General features: G+C 73.3%; 13 protein-coding genes. 7 read left to right on the top strand and 6 right to left on the bottom strand.

What is annotated here, in order from left to right:
• Positions 1 to 284 precede the first annotated feature (284 nt).
• On the top strand, positions 285 to 4,397 hold the full coding sequence (locus tag ACFVS9_RS25230) for a molybdopterin-dependent oxidoreductase (RefSeq protein ID WP_389935667.1): 4,113 nt from the start codon (positions 285 to 287) through the stop codon (positions 4,395 to 4,397).
• Positions 4,398 to 4,467: 70 nt separating this feature from the next.
• Here the strand turns inward: ACFVS9_RS25230 and ACFVS9_RS25225 are convergent, their stop codons facing one another.
• Both ACFVS9_RS25225 and ACFVS9_RS25220 read right to left on the bottom strand, forming a co-directional pair.
• Positions 4,468 to 5,340, bottom strand: a complete 873-nt coding sequence (locus ACFVS9_RS25225; RefSeq protein ID WP_383119014.1) for an undecaprenyl-diphosphate phosphatase — start codon at positions 5,338 to 5,340, stop codon at positions 4,468 to 4,470.
• Between the two features lie 204 nt (positions 5,341 to 5,544).
• On the bottom strand, positions 5,545 to 6,291 hold the full coding sequence (locus ACFVS9_RS25220; protein ID WP_389935664.1) for a TVP38/TMEM64 family protein: 747 nt from the start codon (positions 6,289 to 6,291) through the stop codon (positions 5,545 to 5,547).
• A gap of 594 nt (positions 6,292 to 6,885) precedes the next feature.
• Between ACFVS9_RS25220 and tuf the strand changes: the two genes are divergently transcribed.
• The 3 genes from tuf (at position 6,886) to ACFVS9_RS25205 (ending at position 9,866) form a co-directional block, all read left to right on the top strand.
• A complete protein-coding gene (tuf, locus tag ACFVS9_RS25215) occupies positions 6,886 to 8,055 on the top strand; it encodes an elongation factor Tu (protein ID WP_383119016.1) in 1,170 nt (389 codons plus the stop codon).
• A gap of 70 nt (positions 8,056 to 8,125) precedes the next feature.
• On the top strand, positions 8,126 to 8,980 hold the full coding sequence (locus tag ACFVS9_RS25210) for a patatin-like phospholipase family protein (RefSeq protein ID WP_389935661.1): 855 nt from the start codon (positions 8,126 to 8,128) through the stop codon (positions 8,978 to 8,980).
• Between the two features lie 40 nt (positions 8,981 to 9,020).
• Positions 9,021 to 9,866: a spermidine synthase gene (locus ACFVS9_RS25205; protein ID WP_383114682.1), complete on the top strand. Its 846-nt coding sequence runs from the start codon at positions 9,021 to 9,023 to the stop codon at positions 9,864 to 9,866.
• Here ACFVS9_RS25205 and ACFVS9_RS25200 read toward each other — a convergent pair.
• Together ACFVS9_RS25200 and ACFVS9_RS25195 are read right to left on the bottom strand one after the other, a co-directional pair.
• Entirely contained in the window at positions 9,828 to 11,138 is a 1,311-nt protein-coding gene (locus tag ACFVS9_RS25200) for an MFS transporter (protein WP_389935658.1), read from the bottom strand. The two genes, ACFVS9_RS25205 and ACFVS9_RS25200, sit on opposite strands and share 39 nt — an antisense overlap.
• A 67-nt stretch (positions 11,139 to 11,205) precedes the next feature.
• On the bottom strand, positions 11,206 to 12,249 hold the full coding sequence (locus ACFVS9_RS25195) for a hypothetical protein (RefSeq protein WP_389935656.1): 1,044 nt from the start codon (positions 12,247 to 12,249) through the stop codon (positions 11,206 to 11,208).
• A gap of 109 nt (positions 12,250 to 12,358) precedes the next feature.
• On the opposite strand from ACFVS9_RS25195, the gene ACFVS9_RS25190 reads away from it, so the two are divergent.
• Entirely contained in the window at positions 12,359 to 12,796 is a 438-nt protein-coding gene (locus tag ACFVS9_RS25190) for a DUF4442 domain-containing protein (protein ID WP_383114746.1), read from the top strand.
• Between the two features lie 134 nt (positions 12,797 to 12,930).
• Positions 12,931 to 13,593, top strand: coding sequence for a DedA family protein (locus tag ACFVS9_RS25185; protein ID WP_389935653.1), 663 nt, complete (start codon positions 12,931 to 12,933; stop codon positions 13,591 to 13,593).
• Positions 13,594 to 13,659: 66 nt separating this feature from the next.
• On the opposite strand, the gene ACFVS9_RS25180 is transcribed toward ACFVS9_RS25185, so the two are convergent.
• On the bottom strand, positions 13,660 to 14,193 hold the full coding sequence (locus ACFVS9_RS25180) for a gamma carbonic anhydrase family protein (protein WP_383114686.1): 534 nt from the start codon (positions 14,191 to 14,193) through the stop codon (positions 13,660 to 13,662).
• Between the two features lie 148 nt (positions 14,194 to 14,341).
• On the opposite strand from ACFVS9_RS25180, the gene ACFVS9_RS25175 reads away from it, so the two are divergent.
• Positions 14,342 to 15,094, top strand: coding sequence for an acyltransferase (locus ACFVS9_RS25175; protein WP_389935650.1), 753 nt, complete (start codon positions 14,342 to 14,344; stop codon positions 15,092 to 15,094).
• A gap of 118 nt (positions 15,095 to 15,212) precedes the next feature.
• Here the strand turns inward: ACFVS9_RS25175 and ACFVS9_RS25170 are convergent, their stop codons facing one another.
• Entirely contained in the window at positions 15,213 to 16,079 is an 867-nt protein-coding gene (locus ACFVS9_RS25170) for an EamA family transporter (RefSeq protein WP_389935647.1), read from the bottom strand.
• Positions 16,080 to 16,094 lie beyond the last annotated feature (15 nt).

Genomic DNA, 16,094 nt, shown 5'->3' with positions numbered 1-16,094 from the left:
GCCCCCCGCATGCAAGAGACAGACTTCCCGGTGCAAGTGGTTACGCGCGGCGGGGGGGGGGCCCGGGGCCGTCAGGAACCCCGGGGGCCCCCCCCCCGGGCCCCCCCCCGCGGCCGGGGGCCCGGGGGGGCGGCGCCCGGACCGGGGGCCCGCGCCACGGGCCTCACCGGGGCACCCGGACGACTGTGCAGGGGACGTAACCACGCCTGATCGCCCGGCGTGACACCCAGGAAACGGACGTTTCGTACCGTCGCGACAACCACGTCCCCCAGGAGAGGCCGTCCATGAGCCCGCCGGATCCGCAGCCGGACACTCCCGCCCAGGTACGGACGGTCTGCTCGTACTGCGGTGTCGGCTGCGGGATGGTCCTCGACATCGGCAGGGGTCCCGACGGGCGGCGTACCGTCCTGAAGGCCACGGGCGACAAGGCGCATCCCACGAACGGCGGCAGGCTCTGCACCAAGGGGGCGACGAGCGCCGAGATGCTGGCCGCCCCCGGCAGGCTGACGACGCCCCTGGTGCGGGCGGAGCGCAGCGAGGCGCCCGCACCGCTGCCCATGGAGGAGGCGATCGCCAGGACCGCGCGGCGGCTCCGGGCGACCGTCGACGAGCACGGACCCGACGCGCTCGCCCTCTACGTCTCCGGGCAGATGACGCTGGAGGCGCAGTACCTCGCCAACAAACTGGCCAAGGGCTTCGTCCGCACGAGCTGGATCGAGTCCAACTCCCGCCTCTGCATGGCCAGTGCGGGCAGCGGTTACAAACTCTCGCTGGGCGCCGACGGTCCGCCCGGGTCGTACGAGGACTTCGAGCACGCCGACACCTTCCTCGTCATCGGCTCGAACATGGCGGACTGCCACCCCATCCTCTTCCTGCGCCTCATGGAGCGGGTGAAGGCCGGCGCGAAACTCATCGTGGTCGACCCCCGGCGCAACGCCACGGCCGAGAAGGCCGACCTCTTCCTCCAGATACGGCCGGGCACGGACCTGGCCCTGCTCAACGGCGTCCTGCACCTCCTCGTCGAGAACGGCCACACCGACCCGGCCTTCATCGCCGAGCACACCGAGGGCTGGGAGGCGATGCCCGCCTTCCTGCGGGACTGCACACCCGCGGCGACCGCGGCGACCACCGGCATCCCGGAGGCGGACATCCGCCTCGCCGCCCGCTGGATCGGCGAGGCCGGTGAGTGGATGAGCTGCTGGACCATGGGCCTCAACCAGAGCACCCACGGCACGTGGAACACCAACGCCCTGATCAACCTGCACCTGGCCACCGGCGCGATCTGCCGTCCGGGCAGCGGCCCCTTCTCGCTCACCGGCCAGCCCAACGCCATGGGCGGCCGGGAGATGGGCTACATGGGCCCGGGCCTCCCCGGCCAGCGCGTGCTGCACTCCGACGACGACCGGGCCCGCGTCGAGGAGCTGTGGGGCATCGAGCCGGGCACCCTGCGCACCGACGCGGCGGGCACCGGCACGGTCGAGATGTTCCGCCGCATGTCCGAGGGCGCGATCAAGGCCTGCTGGATCATCTGCACCAACCCGGTCGCGTCCGTGGCCAACCGGCGGACCGTCATCGAGGGGCTGGAGGCCGCGGAGTTCGTCGTCACCCAGGACGTGTTCGCCGACACCGAGACCAACGCGTACGCCGACGTGGCCCTGCCCGCCGCCCTCTGGGGCGAGGCCGAGGGCGTCATGGTCAACTCGGAGCGGAACCTCACGCTCTCCCGGCAGGCCGCCGACCCGCCGGGGGAGGCCTGGCCGGACTGGCGGATCATCGCGCGCATCGCGTGCGAGATGGGCTACGCGGACGCCTTCGGCTACGACAGCGCCGAGGAGGTCTTCGAGGAGATCAGACGGGCCCACAACCCCAGGACCGGATACGACCTGCGCGGAGTGACCTACGAACGGCTTCGCCGGGCCCCCGTCCAGTGGCCCAGTGCCGCCCCCGACGGCCCCGGACGCAACCCGGTCCGCTACCTGAACGACGGCGTCAGCCAGACCCTGACCGTACGCCCCGACGGGAGCGTGCCCCGGCTCGCCTTCCCCACGGAGAGCGGCCGGGCGGTGTTCTTCGCCCGCCCGCACATGCCGCCGGCCGAGATGCCCGACGACGACTTCCCCTTCGTGCTCAACACCGGGCGCCTCCAGCACCAGTGGCACACCCTGACCAAGACGGGGAAGGTCGCCAAGCTCAACCGGCTGAACCCCGGCCCCTTCGTGGAGATCAGCCCGAGCGACGCGGCAGCCCTCGCGCTGGCGGACGGCGACCCGGTCGAGGTCGCCTCGCGGCGCGGCCGGGCCGTGCTGCCCGCCGTCGTGACCGACCGGGTCCGGCCGGGGGACTGCTTCGCGCCGTTCCACTGGAACGACCTCTTCGGCGAGTACCTGAGTGTCAACGCGGTCACCAACGACGCCGTCGACCCGGTGTCCTTCCAGCCCGAGTTCAAGGCCTGCGCGGTGACCCTGGCGAAGGTCGCCGCCGGCCCGGCACCCGGCGGCACCGCGGACCCGGGGGCCGGGGACGCCCCGGCCCCCGTCGCCGCCCTGGCCCGGATGTTCGGGATCGCGGACACCGCCGCGCCCGTACTGGCCGAAGGCGAGCGCCGCTATCTCTCGGGCTTCCTCGCCGGACTCGGCGCCGGACCGGCCGGCGTCCCCGTCCTTCCGGCGCACGCGCCGTTCGCACCGGACCACGCCCGGTGGGTCGACGGAGTGCTGGCCGGAATGTTCTCCCGGGCACCGGACGGCGCTCCCCGGCGCCCGGACCCCGCGAGGGCGTCCGACGCCGTACAGGGCAGGCAGGTCGTGGTCCTGTGGGCGTCCCAGACCGGGAACGCGGAGGAGGTGGCCGCGGCGGCGGCGCGGCGGCTGACCGCCGAAGGACGGCCCGCGACGCTCCTCGGGATGGACGACGGCCCCCTGGAGGGCCTGCCGCGCACAGCCGATCTGCTCGTCGTCACCAGCACGTTCGGCGACGGCGACGCCCCGGACAACGGCTCCGGGTTCTGGCAGTCGCTCAACGCACCCGACACGCCCCGGCTGGACGGGGTGCGCTACGCCGTACTGGCCCTCGGGGACTCCTCGTACGACGACTTCTGCGGACACGGCCGGCGGCTCGACGAACGCTTCGGCGAACTGGGCGCCGTGCGGCTCGTCCCCCGTACGGACTGCGAGCCGGACTACGAGGAGCCGGCCGGGAAGTGGCTCGACGAGGTGTTCGCCGCGCTGGGCGCCCCCGTGGCCCCCGCCGGGCCGGCCGGCACCGTCGCCCCCGCCCGGTCGCACCGCACCTCGACCGGGCGTCTCGTCGGCAACGACCTGCTCAGCCTCCCCGGCGCCACCAAGGAGGTGCGCCGGTTCACCTTCGACACGACCGACAGCCCCGTACCGCTCACCTACGAGACGGGTGACGCACTGGGCGTGGAAGCGCTCAACTGCCCCGACCTCGTGGCGGAATGGCTGGCCGTCACCGGGCTGGACCCCGACGGGCCCGTCGAGGTGCCCGGCGCCGGGAGCGTGCCGCTGGGCGAGGCCCTCCACCGCCACCTGGACATCGCCCGGATCACTCCCGGGCTGCTGCGCCTGGTCGCCGACCGCACCGGGGACCGGACCCTCAGGAAGCTGCTGCGCCCGGACAACAAGGGTGAGCTCGCGCAGTGGACCTGGGGCAGGCAGGCCGTCGACGTGATCGCCGAACACTCCGCCCGCGCCACCGCGGCCGAGTGGACGGCGGCCCTCACCCGCCTCAGGCCCCGGCTGTACTCCATATCCTCCAGCCCGCTCACCGACCCCGGCCTGGTACGGCTCACCGTCTCCGTCGTGCGCTACGAGAACCGGCACGGCGCCGTCCGCAAGGGGGTGGCCTCCACCTTCCTCGCGGACGCCGAGGCGGACAGCCCCGTCCCCCTCTTCGTCCAGCGCGCCCCGCACTTCCGGCCGCCGGCCGACCCGGCCACCCCCATGGTCATGGTCGGCCCCGGGACAGGAGTGGCCCCCTTCGTCGGATTCCTCGACGAGCGGCGGGCCCGCGGGCACCGGGCCCCGAACTGGCTCTTCTTCGGCGAACAGCACCGGGCCACCGACTTCTACTACCGCGACGAACTCGACTCCCTGCGCGGCGACGGGACCCTGACCCGGCTCGACACGGCCTTCTCCCGCGACCAGCGCGCCAAGGTGTACGTGCAGGACCGGATGCGCGAGCACGGCGCCCAGCTCTGGTCCTGGCTCCAGGAGGGCGCCCACTTCTACGTCTGCGGCGACGCCTCCCGGATGGCCAAGGACGTGGACCGCGCGCTCAGGGACATCGCCGTCTCGCACGGCGGACTCCCGGAGGACGGGGCCGCCGCGTACGTGAAACAGCTCGCCGCGGACAAGCGGTACGTGCGCGACGTGTACTGAGCCGGTGGCCCGAGAACACGCCGGCTCCCGGACCGGGACGGTCCGGGAGCCGGCCGCGCGGCCGTCCTGATCAGCCCGCGGACTCGCCCGCGTGCGGGCTCAGCACACCCATGCCGACCAGGACCAGCAGCGCGACGCCCAGGAGCACGCGGTAGATCACGAACGGCATGAAGCTCTTCGTGGTGATGAACTTCATGAACCACGCGATGACCGCGTAGCCGACCACGAACGCGACGACCGTCGCGAAGATCGTCGGCCCCCAGACGACGTGTCCCTCGCCCGCGTCCTTCAGCTCGAACGCGCCGGAGGCCAGCACCGCGGGGATCGCCAGCAGGAAGGAGTAACGGGCCGCCGCCTCACGGGTGTAGCCCATGAGCAGACCGCCGCTGATCGTCGCGCCCGAGCGGGAGACGCCCGGGATCAGCGCCATCGCCTGGCAGAAACCGAAGATCAGGCCGTCCTTGACGCTCAGTTCCCTGAGCGACTTGCGTTCCTTGATCGCCCGGTGCTTGCCGCCGGTCTCGTCGCGCGCCGCGAGCCGGTCCGCCACGCCCAGGACGACGCCCATGACGATCAGCGTCGTCGCGATGAGGCGCAGATCGCGGAAGGGACCGTCGATCTGGTCCTTGAGGGTCACACCGAGGACGCCGATGGGGATCGAGCCGATGATGACCAGCCAGCCCATCTGGGCGTCGTGGTCGCTGCGCATCGCGGAGTTCGTCAGGGAACGGAACCAGGCCGAGAGGATCCGGGCGATGTCCTTCCGGAAGTAGATGAGGACCGCGGCCTCCGTCCCGATCTGGGTGATCGCGGTGAACGCGGCTCCAGGATCGTGCCAGCCCGCGAACACCGCGGTCAGCCGCAGATGCGCGCTGGAGGAGATCGGCAGGAACTCGGTCAGTCCCTGAACGAGGCCCAGGACGAATGATTCGAACCAGCTCATGGGGCTTAGGCCATCCCGGAGGTACTCATGCAACGGCCGACGGACGCGAAGGCCGTCGGCAACGTGCGGATGCGGTCAGAAAAGGGGGACGGGACGCCACGGCCCCGGACATCCTCTGTCGGTTGCGCGCAGCGTATCGCCTGCGGGTGAACGGGCTTCCGCCTGCCCCTGGCCGGAGGCCCGTGCGGACCCGGCCGGAGGACCTTATGCCGCGCCGTCCGCCTCCTGCGACGCCCCGCCGTCCGTGCCCGTCAGCCGGTGACGCCTGCGCCAGGCCACCAGCACCGCGCCGGCGCCGGTCAGTACGATGAACGCCGTCGCCCCCAGGAACACCGGTGACGTCGGGGAGGAGGCCGAACTGCCCGCCACGACGTACGCCGCCGTGTTCGGGATCGAGCCGATCCCGGTGGCCAGCAGGAACGGCGGATAGCCCATGCGCGAGGTGGCCGCGCAGTAGTTGGCCGCGGCGAACGGAACCCCGGGGAAGAGCCGCAGCGCCAGCATGGAGCGGAACCCGTGCCGGCTGAGCAGCCCGTCCGCCGCCGTCAGGTACTTGCCGCGCAGCAGCGTCCGGAGCGCGTCCTGCCCCAGCACCCTGCCCAGCAGGAAGGAGACGCCCGCGCCGAGCACGGTGCCGGCCAGCGCCGCCGCCAGCCCGGCCTGGGTACCGAACAGCGCGCCCGCCGCCAGGTTGAGCAGCGGGCGCGGCACGAACGCCACGGTGCACACGCCGTACGCGAGCCCGAACAGCATCGCGGCCGCCGAGCCGGTGAGTTGAGGGGGCCAGCCGGAGGCCAGCAGCCGCTGTGGTTCGAACAGCAGCATGGTGAGGGCGGCGGCGAGCAGGACCGCCACGAGCAGGGAGAACCGGGACCAGGGGGAGAGCAGCGCCCTCGTACAGCGCACTGCGAGGCCGTCGGACGGCCGTGTCGCGGGGACGGGGTCGAACATCTGGGGAGCGTAACCGAAACGTGTGTGTGATCGCCGTAATGTGCGGGCGGCGGACGAGGAGTCAGTTCCGGTGCGGTCGACGCGCGGAAGGGCCCGCCGAACCGGTCGGAGACGGCCGCCGCACCGCCCGCCGGGGGCCGGAACCCGCCGCCGTCCGCCCGCACGGTCGCGGGGCACACGGCCGGACGGAGTCGCGTGCGACCTCGTCGGGCGCCGCGCCCGCACGCCCCGGAAGGGACCGGCCCGGCCCGCCCCCGTGCGACTCCCGCCCCGTGACCCGGGACGGGAGCCCGCCGGACGGCTCGCGCCACGGGAAAACCGTTCGACGCCGCCGGCCCGTTCCGGCATCCTCGGGTGCATGTTCCGGTACGCCTTCCTCACAGCGCCGTCCGCAGTCGCGGACACGCCGAAGGCTGCCGTGAGCCCCGCGACCGCACCGGCGGCAGCCGCCGACGCAGCGTTCGCCGCTGCCGCGGCGCCCTTCGGCGGCGCCCGAAGCTGACCCTCCCCCGACAGTCCGGCGGACCCCGCAAGGGGAGGGTCGGCGGGGCCCTGGGGTCTTCTCTCTCAGCTTCGAACACCGAGGAACGAGCCATGCCCAAGACGGCATACGTGCGCACCAAGCCACACCTGAACATCGGCACCATGGGCCACGTCGACCACGGCAAGACCACCCTGACCGCCGCCATCACCAAGGTGCTGAGCGAGCGGGGGACCGGCACCTTCGTGCCGTTCGACCGGATCGACCGGGCCCCCGAGGAGGCGCGGCGCGGCATCACCATCAACATCGCGCACGTCGAGTACGAGACCGACACCCGGCACTACGCGCACGTCGACATGCCCGGCCACGCCGACTACATCAAGAACATGGTGACGGGAGCGGCGCAGCTCGACGGGGCGATCCTCGTCGTCTCCGCGCTCGACGGGATCATGCCGCAGACCGCGGAGCACGTCCTGCTGGCCCGTCAGGTCGGCGTCGACCACATCGTCGTGGCCCTCAACAAGGCCGACGCGGGTGACCCCGAGCTGACCGACCTGGTCGAGCTGGAGGTCCGCGAGCTGCTCACCGCGCACGGCTACGGCGGGGACACCGTGCCCGTCGTACGGGTGTCCGGGCTCGGGGCGCTCCAGGGCGACCCGCGGTGGACCGCGTCGATCGAGGGGCTGCTGGACGCCGTCGACACGTACGTACCGATGCCGGTGCGCTACACCGACGCGCCGTTCCTGCTGTCCGTGGAGAACGTGCTCACCATCACGGGCCGCGGCACGGTCGTCACCGGCGCCGTCGAGCGCGGCACGGTGCGCGTCGGGGACCGGGTGTCGGTGCTCGGCGCGGACACCGAGACGGTCGTCACCGGCCTGGAGACCTTCGGCAAGCCGATGGAGTCCGCCGAGGCGGGCGACAACGTCGCGCTGCTGCTTCGCGGGGTCGAGCGTGACCGGGTCCGGCGCGGCCACGTGGTGGCCGCGCCGGGAAGCGTCACCCCGAGCCGGCGTTTCACCGCGCGGGTCTACGTCCTGTCGGCCCGGGAGGGCGGCCGGACCACGCCGGTCACCACCGGATACCGTCCGCAGTTCTACATCCGGACCGCGGACGTCGTCGGGGACGTCGACCTCGGCGGGACGGCGGTGGCGCGGCCCGGCGACACGGTCACCATGACCGTCGAGCTCGGCCGTGACGTCCCGCTGGAGCCGGGGCTCGGCTTCGCGATCCGCGAGGGCGGCCGCACGGTCGGCGCCGGCACGGTCACCGGCCTGCTCTGAGGCCCCCGCGCGGCCCGCCTCCCCGAACCCCGGGGAGGCGGGCCGCGCCCGCTGCGGCAGACTGGGGGCCATGGCAGACACAGCTCTCGTACTGGGTGCAGGAGGCGTGACCGGCACCGCTTGGGAAAGCGGCATCCTGCACGGGCTCGCCAAGGCGGGCGTCGATCTCTCCACCGCCGATCTGATCGTGGGGAGCTCGGCCGGCGCCGTCGTCGGGGCCCAGCTCGCCTTCGGGCCCGCCGGTGCCGACGACCTCTACGAACGGCAGCTCGCCTCCCCGGAGAGCGGGAACCGCGTGGCGGCGGGCCGCCTCGGCCCCGTCACCGTCCTGCGCTACGCCAGAGCGGTGCTCTCCTCCCGTACGCCGGAGGAGTACGGCCGCAAGCTCGGCGCGCTGGCCCGCGAGAGCCGGCCCGCGGCGACCGCTGCCGAACGCCGGGAGATGATCGCCGGCTGGCTCCCCTCGTCCGAATGGCCCCAACGGCACCTGCTGGTCACCGCCGTGGACGCGACCACCGGCGCACTGCACACCTTCGACAGGACGGGCACGGTGCCGCTCGCCGACGCCGTCACCGCCAGCTGCGCGATCCCGATGCTCTGGCCCGTCGCCGACGCCGGGGGCGGGAGCTGGATCGACGGGGGAGTGCATTCCCCGGCCAACGCCCAACTGGCCTCCGGCTACGAACGCGTGGTCGTGATCGCCCCCACCGCCACCGGCAGCAAGGTGATCGTCTCGCCCCGCGCGCAGGCCGCCGAACTGGAGGCCGCCGGCGCCCGGGTCGAGGTCATCACCCCGGACGCCGCCACCAAGAAGGCGATCGGCCGCGACTCCCTCGATCCGGCCCGCCGGGCGGCGGCGGCCAGGGCCGGCCTCGCCCAGTCCGTGGCCCACACCGAAGCCGTCGCCGCACTCTGGAACGGCTGACCCGGCGGGAGGACGGCCCGGCGCCCCTCACAATGGGGGAGTGAACGAGCCCGTACCCGTCATCCGCGCCACCGATGGCGGCACCGCCAGGCTGCTGCCCGACGTCGACCGGGAGCGGGCCTGGCTGCTCACGGTCGACGGCGCCCCGCAGTCGTACGTCGACCTCGACGAGCCCGAACACCTCGAGTTCGAGTACGTACGACGGCTCGGCCATGTCGTGGACCTGGCGGGTGCCCCGGGTGCGCCGCTGGACGTGGTGCACCTCGGCGGCGGCGCGCTGACCCTGCCCCGCTACGTCGCCGCGACCCGCCCCGGATCGCGGCAGGAGGTGGCCGAGGCGGACCGCGGGCTTGCCGAACTGGTCTCCGGGCACCTGCCGTTGCCCGAGGGTGCCCACATCACGGTGCACGGCGCCGACGCCCGGGGCTGGCTCGAAGAGGCACCGGAGGGCTCCGCCGACCTCCTGATAGCCGATGTGTTCGGCGGCGCACGGGTACCGGCGCACCTCACCTCCGCCGAGTACGCGCGGGCCGCCGCACGCGTGCTGCGGCCGGACGGCGTCTACGCGGCCAACCTGGCCGACGGCGCACCCTTCGCCTTCCTGCGTTCGCAGCTGGCCAACTTCGCCGAGGTCTTCGACGAGCTGGCCCTGATCGCGGAACCGGCCGTCCTGCGCGGCCGGCGGTTCGGCAACGCCGTGCTCCTCGCCTCCCGCACCCTCTTCGACCTCGCGCCGCTCACCAGGCGGTGCGCCGCCGACGCCTTCCCCGCGCGCGTCGAGCACGGTGCGGCGCTCACCCGGCTCATCGGCGGCGCGAAGCCGGTGCCGGACAGTGAGGCGGTGGCCTCACCCGAGCCCCCCGAGGGAGCTTTCAGCATCGGCTGACCCACGGGAGGGCTCCGGCACGCCGATCTTCCTCACCGAGCCGCGCCGGGTCAGGTTCCGTACGTCGGGAACGCACAGCACGCCGGCCGTCACCAGCACGATCAGCGCGGCGCAGCCCCACAGGGCCGCGCCGCGGCCGACGAGCGCCTCGACGGGACCCGCGGCCGCCGTGGCCAGCGGCACCATCGCGACGGAGCCGAACCAGTCGTACGCCGCCACCCGCGACAGCTTGTCCTCCGGGATCTCCTGGTGGAGAGCCGTCATCCAGGAGACCCCGAACACCTCGATGGCGACACCGGTCACGAACATCACCGCGCAGAGGCCGGCCACCGGCAGCGGGATCGCGAGCCCCGCGGACGGCAGGGCCAGCGGGAACACGCAGAGGGTTCCGGCGAGCAGCAGCCGGCGGGGTTTCCACCTCATCATCAGCAGCGCCCCGCCCAGCGTGCCGACACCGAACGCCGCGAGGGCGAAGCCCCAGGGACGGGCGCCCCCGAGCTCGTCACGGGCCACCAGCGGCCCGTACACCGCCTCCGCGGCCCCGACGACGGCCACGACCACGGAGAACTGGAGCACGACGGCCCACAGCCAGGGGCGGCCGACGACCTCCTGCCAGCCCTCCCGGAGATCGGCGAGCAGCCCGCCGCCCGGTGCGCGCGCCGGGATGTGGCTCACGTCCAGGAAGGCCCGGAGCACACCGGCGACGGCGAACGCCGCCGCGTCGACCGCCAGTACCCAGCCCGGATCCATGGCCGCGACCATGGCGCCGCCGAGCGCCGCGCCGCCGATGGCCGCACCGTGCATCGACATCCGGAAGAAGGCGAAGGCACGGGCCGCCTGCTCACCGCTGACGCTGGACATCAGCATGCCCTCGGCGGCCGGGGCGAAGAAGGCCTGTCCGGTACCGCAGAGCGCCGTCAGCAGCATCATGTGCCACAGCTCGGCGTCGCCGGTCAGCACGAGCCAGGCGAACACCGCCTGCGAGACGCAGTTGAGGGCGTTCGCCGCCACCATCACCCGGTGGCGCGGGAGCCGGTCGGCGACCGCCCCGCCGATCAGCAGGAACAGCACCAGCGGTGCCGTACGCGCGGCGGCGACCAGCCCCACGTCGCCGGCGTCGCCGCCCGCCTCCAGGACCGCGAACGCCGCCGCGATCATCGCGCCGTTGGTACCCAGGCTCGTGATGATCGCGGCGGCGGTGAGCAGGCCGAAGTTGCGGCCCGCCGGCAGGGGACGCGGCGGGGAGGCGGGGGAGGCGGAGGCGGAAGTCACCAGGGGACTATCCCCGTCCCGGCCTCCTCCCGCCAAATGGGCGGCCCCGGCCGTGCGCGCCGGGGACTCAGGACGTGCTCTCCGCGCCCTCCGCCAGCCGCACCGTGCTGAGGATCTTCTGGATGGTGGCGTCGGGGAGTTCGTCGTCGACACCGGCGTTGGCGTAGAGCACCCAGGTCGAGAAGTCGCCCTTGGCGTTCTTGAAGGTGAACGCGATCGACTTGCCGTCGGTGTCGCACTTGTTCTTGTTGGCCAGACCGGTGGCGGTGGCCGTGACGACGCTGCCCGAGAGGCCCGACTTGGTCGTGTACGGAGCGGGCTTGCCGGTCTTGACCTTCTCCTTCGGGTCCTCCTGGCCGTAGGCCGCCCAGACCCAGTTGGCGGCCTCGTTCGTCGCCGCCTCGTCCGCGCTCTTGGCCCCCTGGGCGCCCTTGGTGCCGACACCGGCCAGGCTGGTGTCCTCCTGCTTGCCGTCCTTGTCCGTGTCGTCGCTGCACCACTTCGTCTTGTAGTGCGCGGGAGCGGAGAAACCGACCGCGGGCGGCCCCGTGGGGTCCTTCACGTCCTCGAAACCGGCGATCACACCGGCGCCGCCGACCTCCCAGTCGCCGGGCACGTCGAACTGCGTGCCCCACTTGGGATTGGTCACGACCTTCCAGCCCGGAACCGTCGGCGCCGCGTCCTCACCGCCCCGCGGGTTCGGCGCCGGGGAGGTCGCGGCGTCGGACCCCGTCGCGGTCGGCGACGAGGACGCCTTGCCGTCGGCCACGTCCGCGCCGCCCTTGTCGTCCTTCTTGTTCATCACGACGACACCGGTGACGACCGCCGTGATGACGACGGCGGTGGCCGCGAGGACCGCGACGACCGTCGTCCTCTTCCTGTCGTCCGGCTGCTGCGGACCGCCGGGCCCGCCCGGTACGGCGTAGTGCGGCACGGTGGGCTGCTGGTACGGGTTGGGCTGCGGGTATCCCGGCTGCCCCTGCTGCTGATACCCCTGCTGCTGGTATCCCGGCTGCTGATAGGGATTCGGCTGTTGGTACCCCGGCTGCTGGTACGGGTTCTGGTCCTGCGGGTTCTGCTCGCCCCCGGGCGGCTGCTGTCCTGGCCACATGGCCAGTAACCATAGAGGTGGCCGGTGCCCCGCGCTAAGAGCGCCCCTGTGAGGGGATGGCCAAAGAGTTCTACTGACAAGTAACATCCCGGCCATGAGCACTGAAGAGATGACAGTCGGCGACATCCTGTCCGCGAGCGTGCCGATGGTCCGGACCCTCGGCATCACCTACCTGGAGACGACCGCGGAGCGCGCCGTCCTCTCGCTCCCCGACCGCCCCGAATACCGCAACCACCTCGGCGGTCCCCACGCCGGAGCGATGTTCACCCTCGCCGAGTCGGCGAGCGGCGCGATCGTCGTCGCCGCGTTCGGCGACCAGATGGCCCGGGCCGTCCCGCTGCCCGTCACGACGGAGATGGCCTTCAGGAAGGTCGCCATGGGCGATCTGACCGCCACGGCGGTCCTGGACCGCCCGGCGGCGGAGGTCGTCGCGGAGCTGGACGAGGGCAAGCGCCCGGAGTTTCCCGTGCGCGTCGAGATCCGGCGTGCCGACGGTGCCGTCACCAGCGAGATGAGCGTGGTCTGGACCCTGCGCCCGAACCGCTGACCACCCGTACCGGCCGGCCGCGCGCGACCCCGCACGGGGGCCGCGGCGGCTGCTCCGCACGTCGGGCCCGGTAGGCTTCACGCCGTGTACCACCCGTGGTGCGCGGCGGAAGATTTCTTACGGGAGGACCGGCGATGCACGTCCAGGAGTGGCTCGAGACTGTACCGGCGGTCAGCATTTACCTCCTGGTGGGGGTCGTGATCGGGCTGGAGAGCCTCGGCATCCCGCTGCCCGGCGAGATCGTCCTCGTGAGTTCCGCGCTCCTCGCCTCCCAGCACGGCGAGATCGACCCCGTGGTGCTCGGCGCCTGTGCGTCGGCCGGAGCGATCATCGGCGACTCGATCGGCTACGCCATCGGCCGCAGGGGAGGGCGCCCGCTGCTGGCCTGGCTCGGCGGGAAGTTCCCCAAGCACTTCGGGGCTCCCCAGATCGCCCTGGCGGAGCGCTCGTTCGAGAAGTGGGGCATGTGGGCGGTCTTCTTCGGCCGCTTCGTCGCCCTGCTCCGGATCTTCGCGGGCCCGCTGGCCGGCGTGCTGCGCATGCCGTACTGGAAGTTCCTGATCGCCAACGTGCTCGGCGGGATCCTCTGGGCCGGCGGCACCACCGCCGTCATCTACTCGGTGGGCGTCGTCGCCGAGGCGTGGCTGAAGCGCTTCTCCTGGCTGGGGCTGCTCGCCGCCGTACTCATCGGTGTCGTCTCGATGCTCGTGCTGAAGAACCGCGCGAAGAAGGCCGCGGAAGAGGCCGAGCGGCCGGTGGCCGCGCCCGAGCCGGACGCCGTCCCCGCGACCGACTGACCCGGTCCGGGACGTCCGGCGGGCCGGTCCTGGGACCGGCCCCGGTACGGCGGCCCTGGGGCTCGGTCAGCGCTCCTGGTGGGCCGCGCGGTGAGCCTTCGCCAGCTCCACGTAGCCGGCCGCGTTGAGGGCGATGCCCGCACGCTCCTCGGCGGTCAGCTCCCGCTTGACCTTGGCAGGCACACCCGCCACCAGGGAGCCCGGCGGCACCCGCATGCCCTGCGGGACGAGCGCCTGCGCCGCGATCAGGGAACCCGCCCCGATGTGCGCGCCGTTGAGCACGGTGGCGCCCATGCCGACGAGGACGTCGTCCTCGATGACACAGCCGTGCAGAACGGCGTTGTGCCCGACCGAGACCCTGGCGCCGACCGTCATCGGGAAGCCGGGGTCGGTGTGCACGGTGCAGTTGTCCTGGATGTTGCTGTCGGGGCCGAGGGAGATGGGGCCGCCGTCGCCGCGCAGGACGGCGTGGTACCAGACGCTGGAGCCCGCGGCCAGGGACACCTCGCCGACGACGACGGAGGTCGGTGCGAGGAAGGCGTCCGGATCGATGTCCGGCTCCTTGCCGCCGATGCCGGTGACCCATGCCCGCTCTGCCATCGTCCGCTCCTCCGGTGAGTCGTGGTGCGCTCGGCACCCCTTGCTCCGCACGAACCGTAGTGGACGGTCCCGCAGCCCCGGGCCGGTGGGGTGAACATCACAGCCCGTCACCCGGACCCGCTCCGGCCGGGCCGACTACCGTGAGCGGGTGCCGAAGAACCGGAACCCGCTCTCCTCCCTGGCCGCTCGGCGGCGTGGTGTCGCGTCCCGCGCCGTGCACCGTGTGTGGGCGTGGGTGCGGGAGACCGGAGCGGTCACCGCCCAGCACCCCGGACGGCTCCGGTTCGGCCGTATCGGCACGGGAACCAGGCTCGCCTTCCCGCAGGGCACGGTCTTCGGGGAGCCGTGGATCGAGCTGGGCGACCACTGCATCATCGGTGAGCAGGTGACGCTCACGGCAGGGCTGATGCCCGATCTGGACCTGGGATCCGAACCCATCCTGACGCTGGGCAACGGTGTGGTGCTGGGCCGGGGCAGTCATGTCATCGCCGACACGACCGTGTCGATCGGCTCGGACACCTACTGCGGCCCGTACGTCTACATCACCTCGACCAACCACAGTTACGACGATCCCCAGCAGCCCGTCGGCAAGCAGTGGCCGCGCATGGAGCCGGTGGTGATCGGACCCGGCTGCTGGATCGGCACGGGAGCGGTGGTCCTGCCGGGGGCCCGGCTCGGCCGCAACGTGGTGGTCGCCGCGGGGGCCGTCGTGCGCGGAGAGGTCCCCGACCACGCGGTCGTGGCGGGTGCGCCCGCGCGCGTGGTACGGAGCTGGGACCCCGAGAAGGGCTGGCAGCCGCCCCTGCGCACGCCGGCGCCCGTACCCGTTCCCGACGGGGTCACGCCCGAGCAGCTGGCCGCCGTGGCGCTGCTGCTGGAGGGCCGGGCCGACGGGGCCTGACCTGAACGGGCACGGTGCGGGGCCGGCCTCCGTTCCCGGCGCCGTGCCGACGGGCCCAGGGGGGCGAAGGGCTGTCCGTGGGGGCCTGCGGGTGGGCCGGCCGGGCGTGTGGTGCCCGTCAGCCCGTCGCCAGCAGGAGCGTTCCGAGCAGGGCGAGCCCCGCGCCCGCAGCCTGGACCCCGCGGAGCCGCTCGCCGAGAAGGCCCCGGGCCGCCAGCGCCGTCACCACGGGATACAGCGAGGCGAGTACGGCGGCCACCGTGACCGGGCCGTGCCGGGCGGCGAGGGAGTAGGCGCCGTTGGCCGCGACATCGGCGAGTCCGACGAAGGCCAGCGCGGGCAGCGCGGCCCGGACGGCCGCCGTGCCTCCCTCCTCGGGCAGCGCGCGGCCACCGCGCCGCACGGAGGCGTACAGGGCCGTTCCGCCGACCGCGATGTTCGTGACCCGCTGGACGAAGAGGGCGAGGAAGAGACCGGTCACGGTCGTGGACGCCTCCGCGATCAGCGCCATCACCGTTCCGAAGCCGAGGGCGGCCACCAGGGTCAGGACGACCGCCCGGCGCTGCACCGGCGCGCCGCGCAGCTGTGGCCCGCCGGCCATGACGACCCCCGTGACCGCGACCGCCACCCCGGCGAACCGCATCGGCCCGGGGCGCTCCCCGAGGAGCAGGCCCACTCCCACCGGAACCACCACGCCGAGGGAGCCGAGCGGGGAGACCACTCCCATCGGGCCCAGGGCCAGTGCCTTGTAGAAGCTCAGCATCGCGACCGGCCCCACGGCCCCCGCCGCGACCGCGAACCAGAGGCGGCCCCCGGCCTCGCTCCAGGCGCCGGTCGCGACCACGACGGCCCCGAGGACCACGGCGGCGACGCACTGGGAGACGACCACCACCGTGAGAGCGGGCACGCGCCGGGTCAGCAGTCCGCCGCCGAAATCGGCCAGCCCCCAGAGCAGGCTCGTGGCCAGGGCGAACAGTGCTGTCATCAGGCGCCTCGCAGT

This window comes from Streptomyces sp. NPDC058008, assembly GCF_042886395.1.
GTDB lineage: Bacteria > Actinomycetota > Actinomycetes > Streptomycetales > Streptomycetaceae > Streptomyces.
The sequence above is the reverse complement of the archived record's forward strand: the minus strand, read 5'-3'. Positions and strand labels throughout refer to the sequence as shown.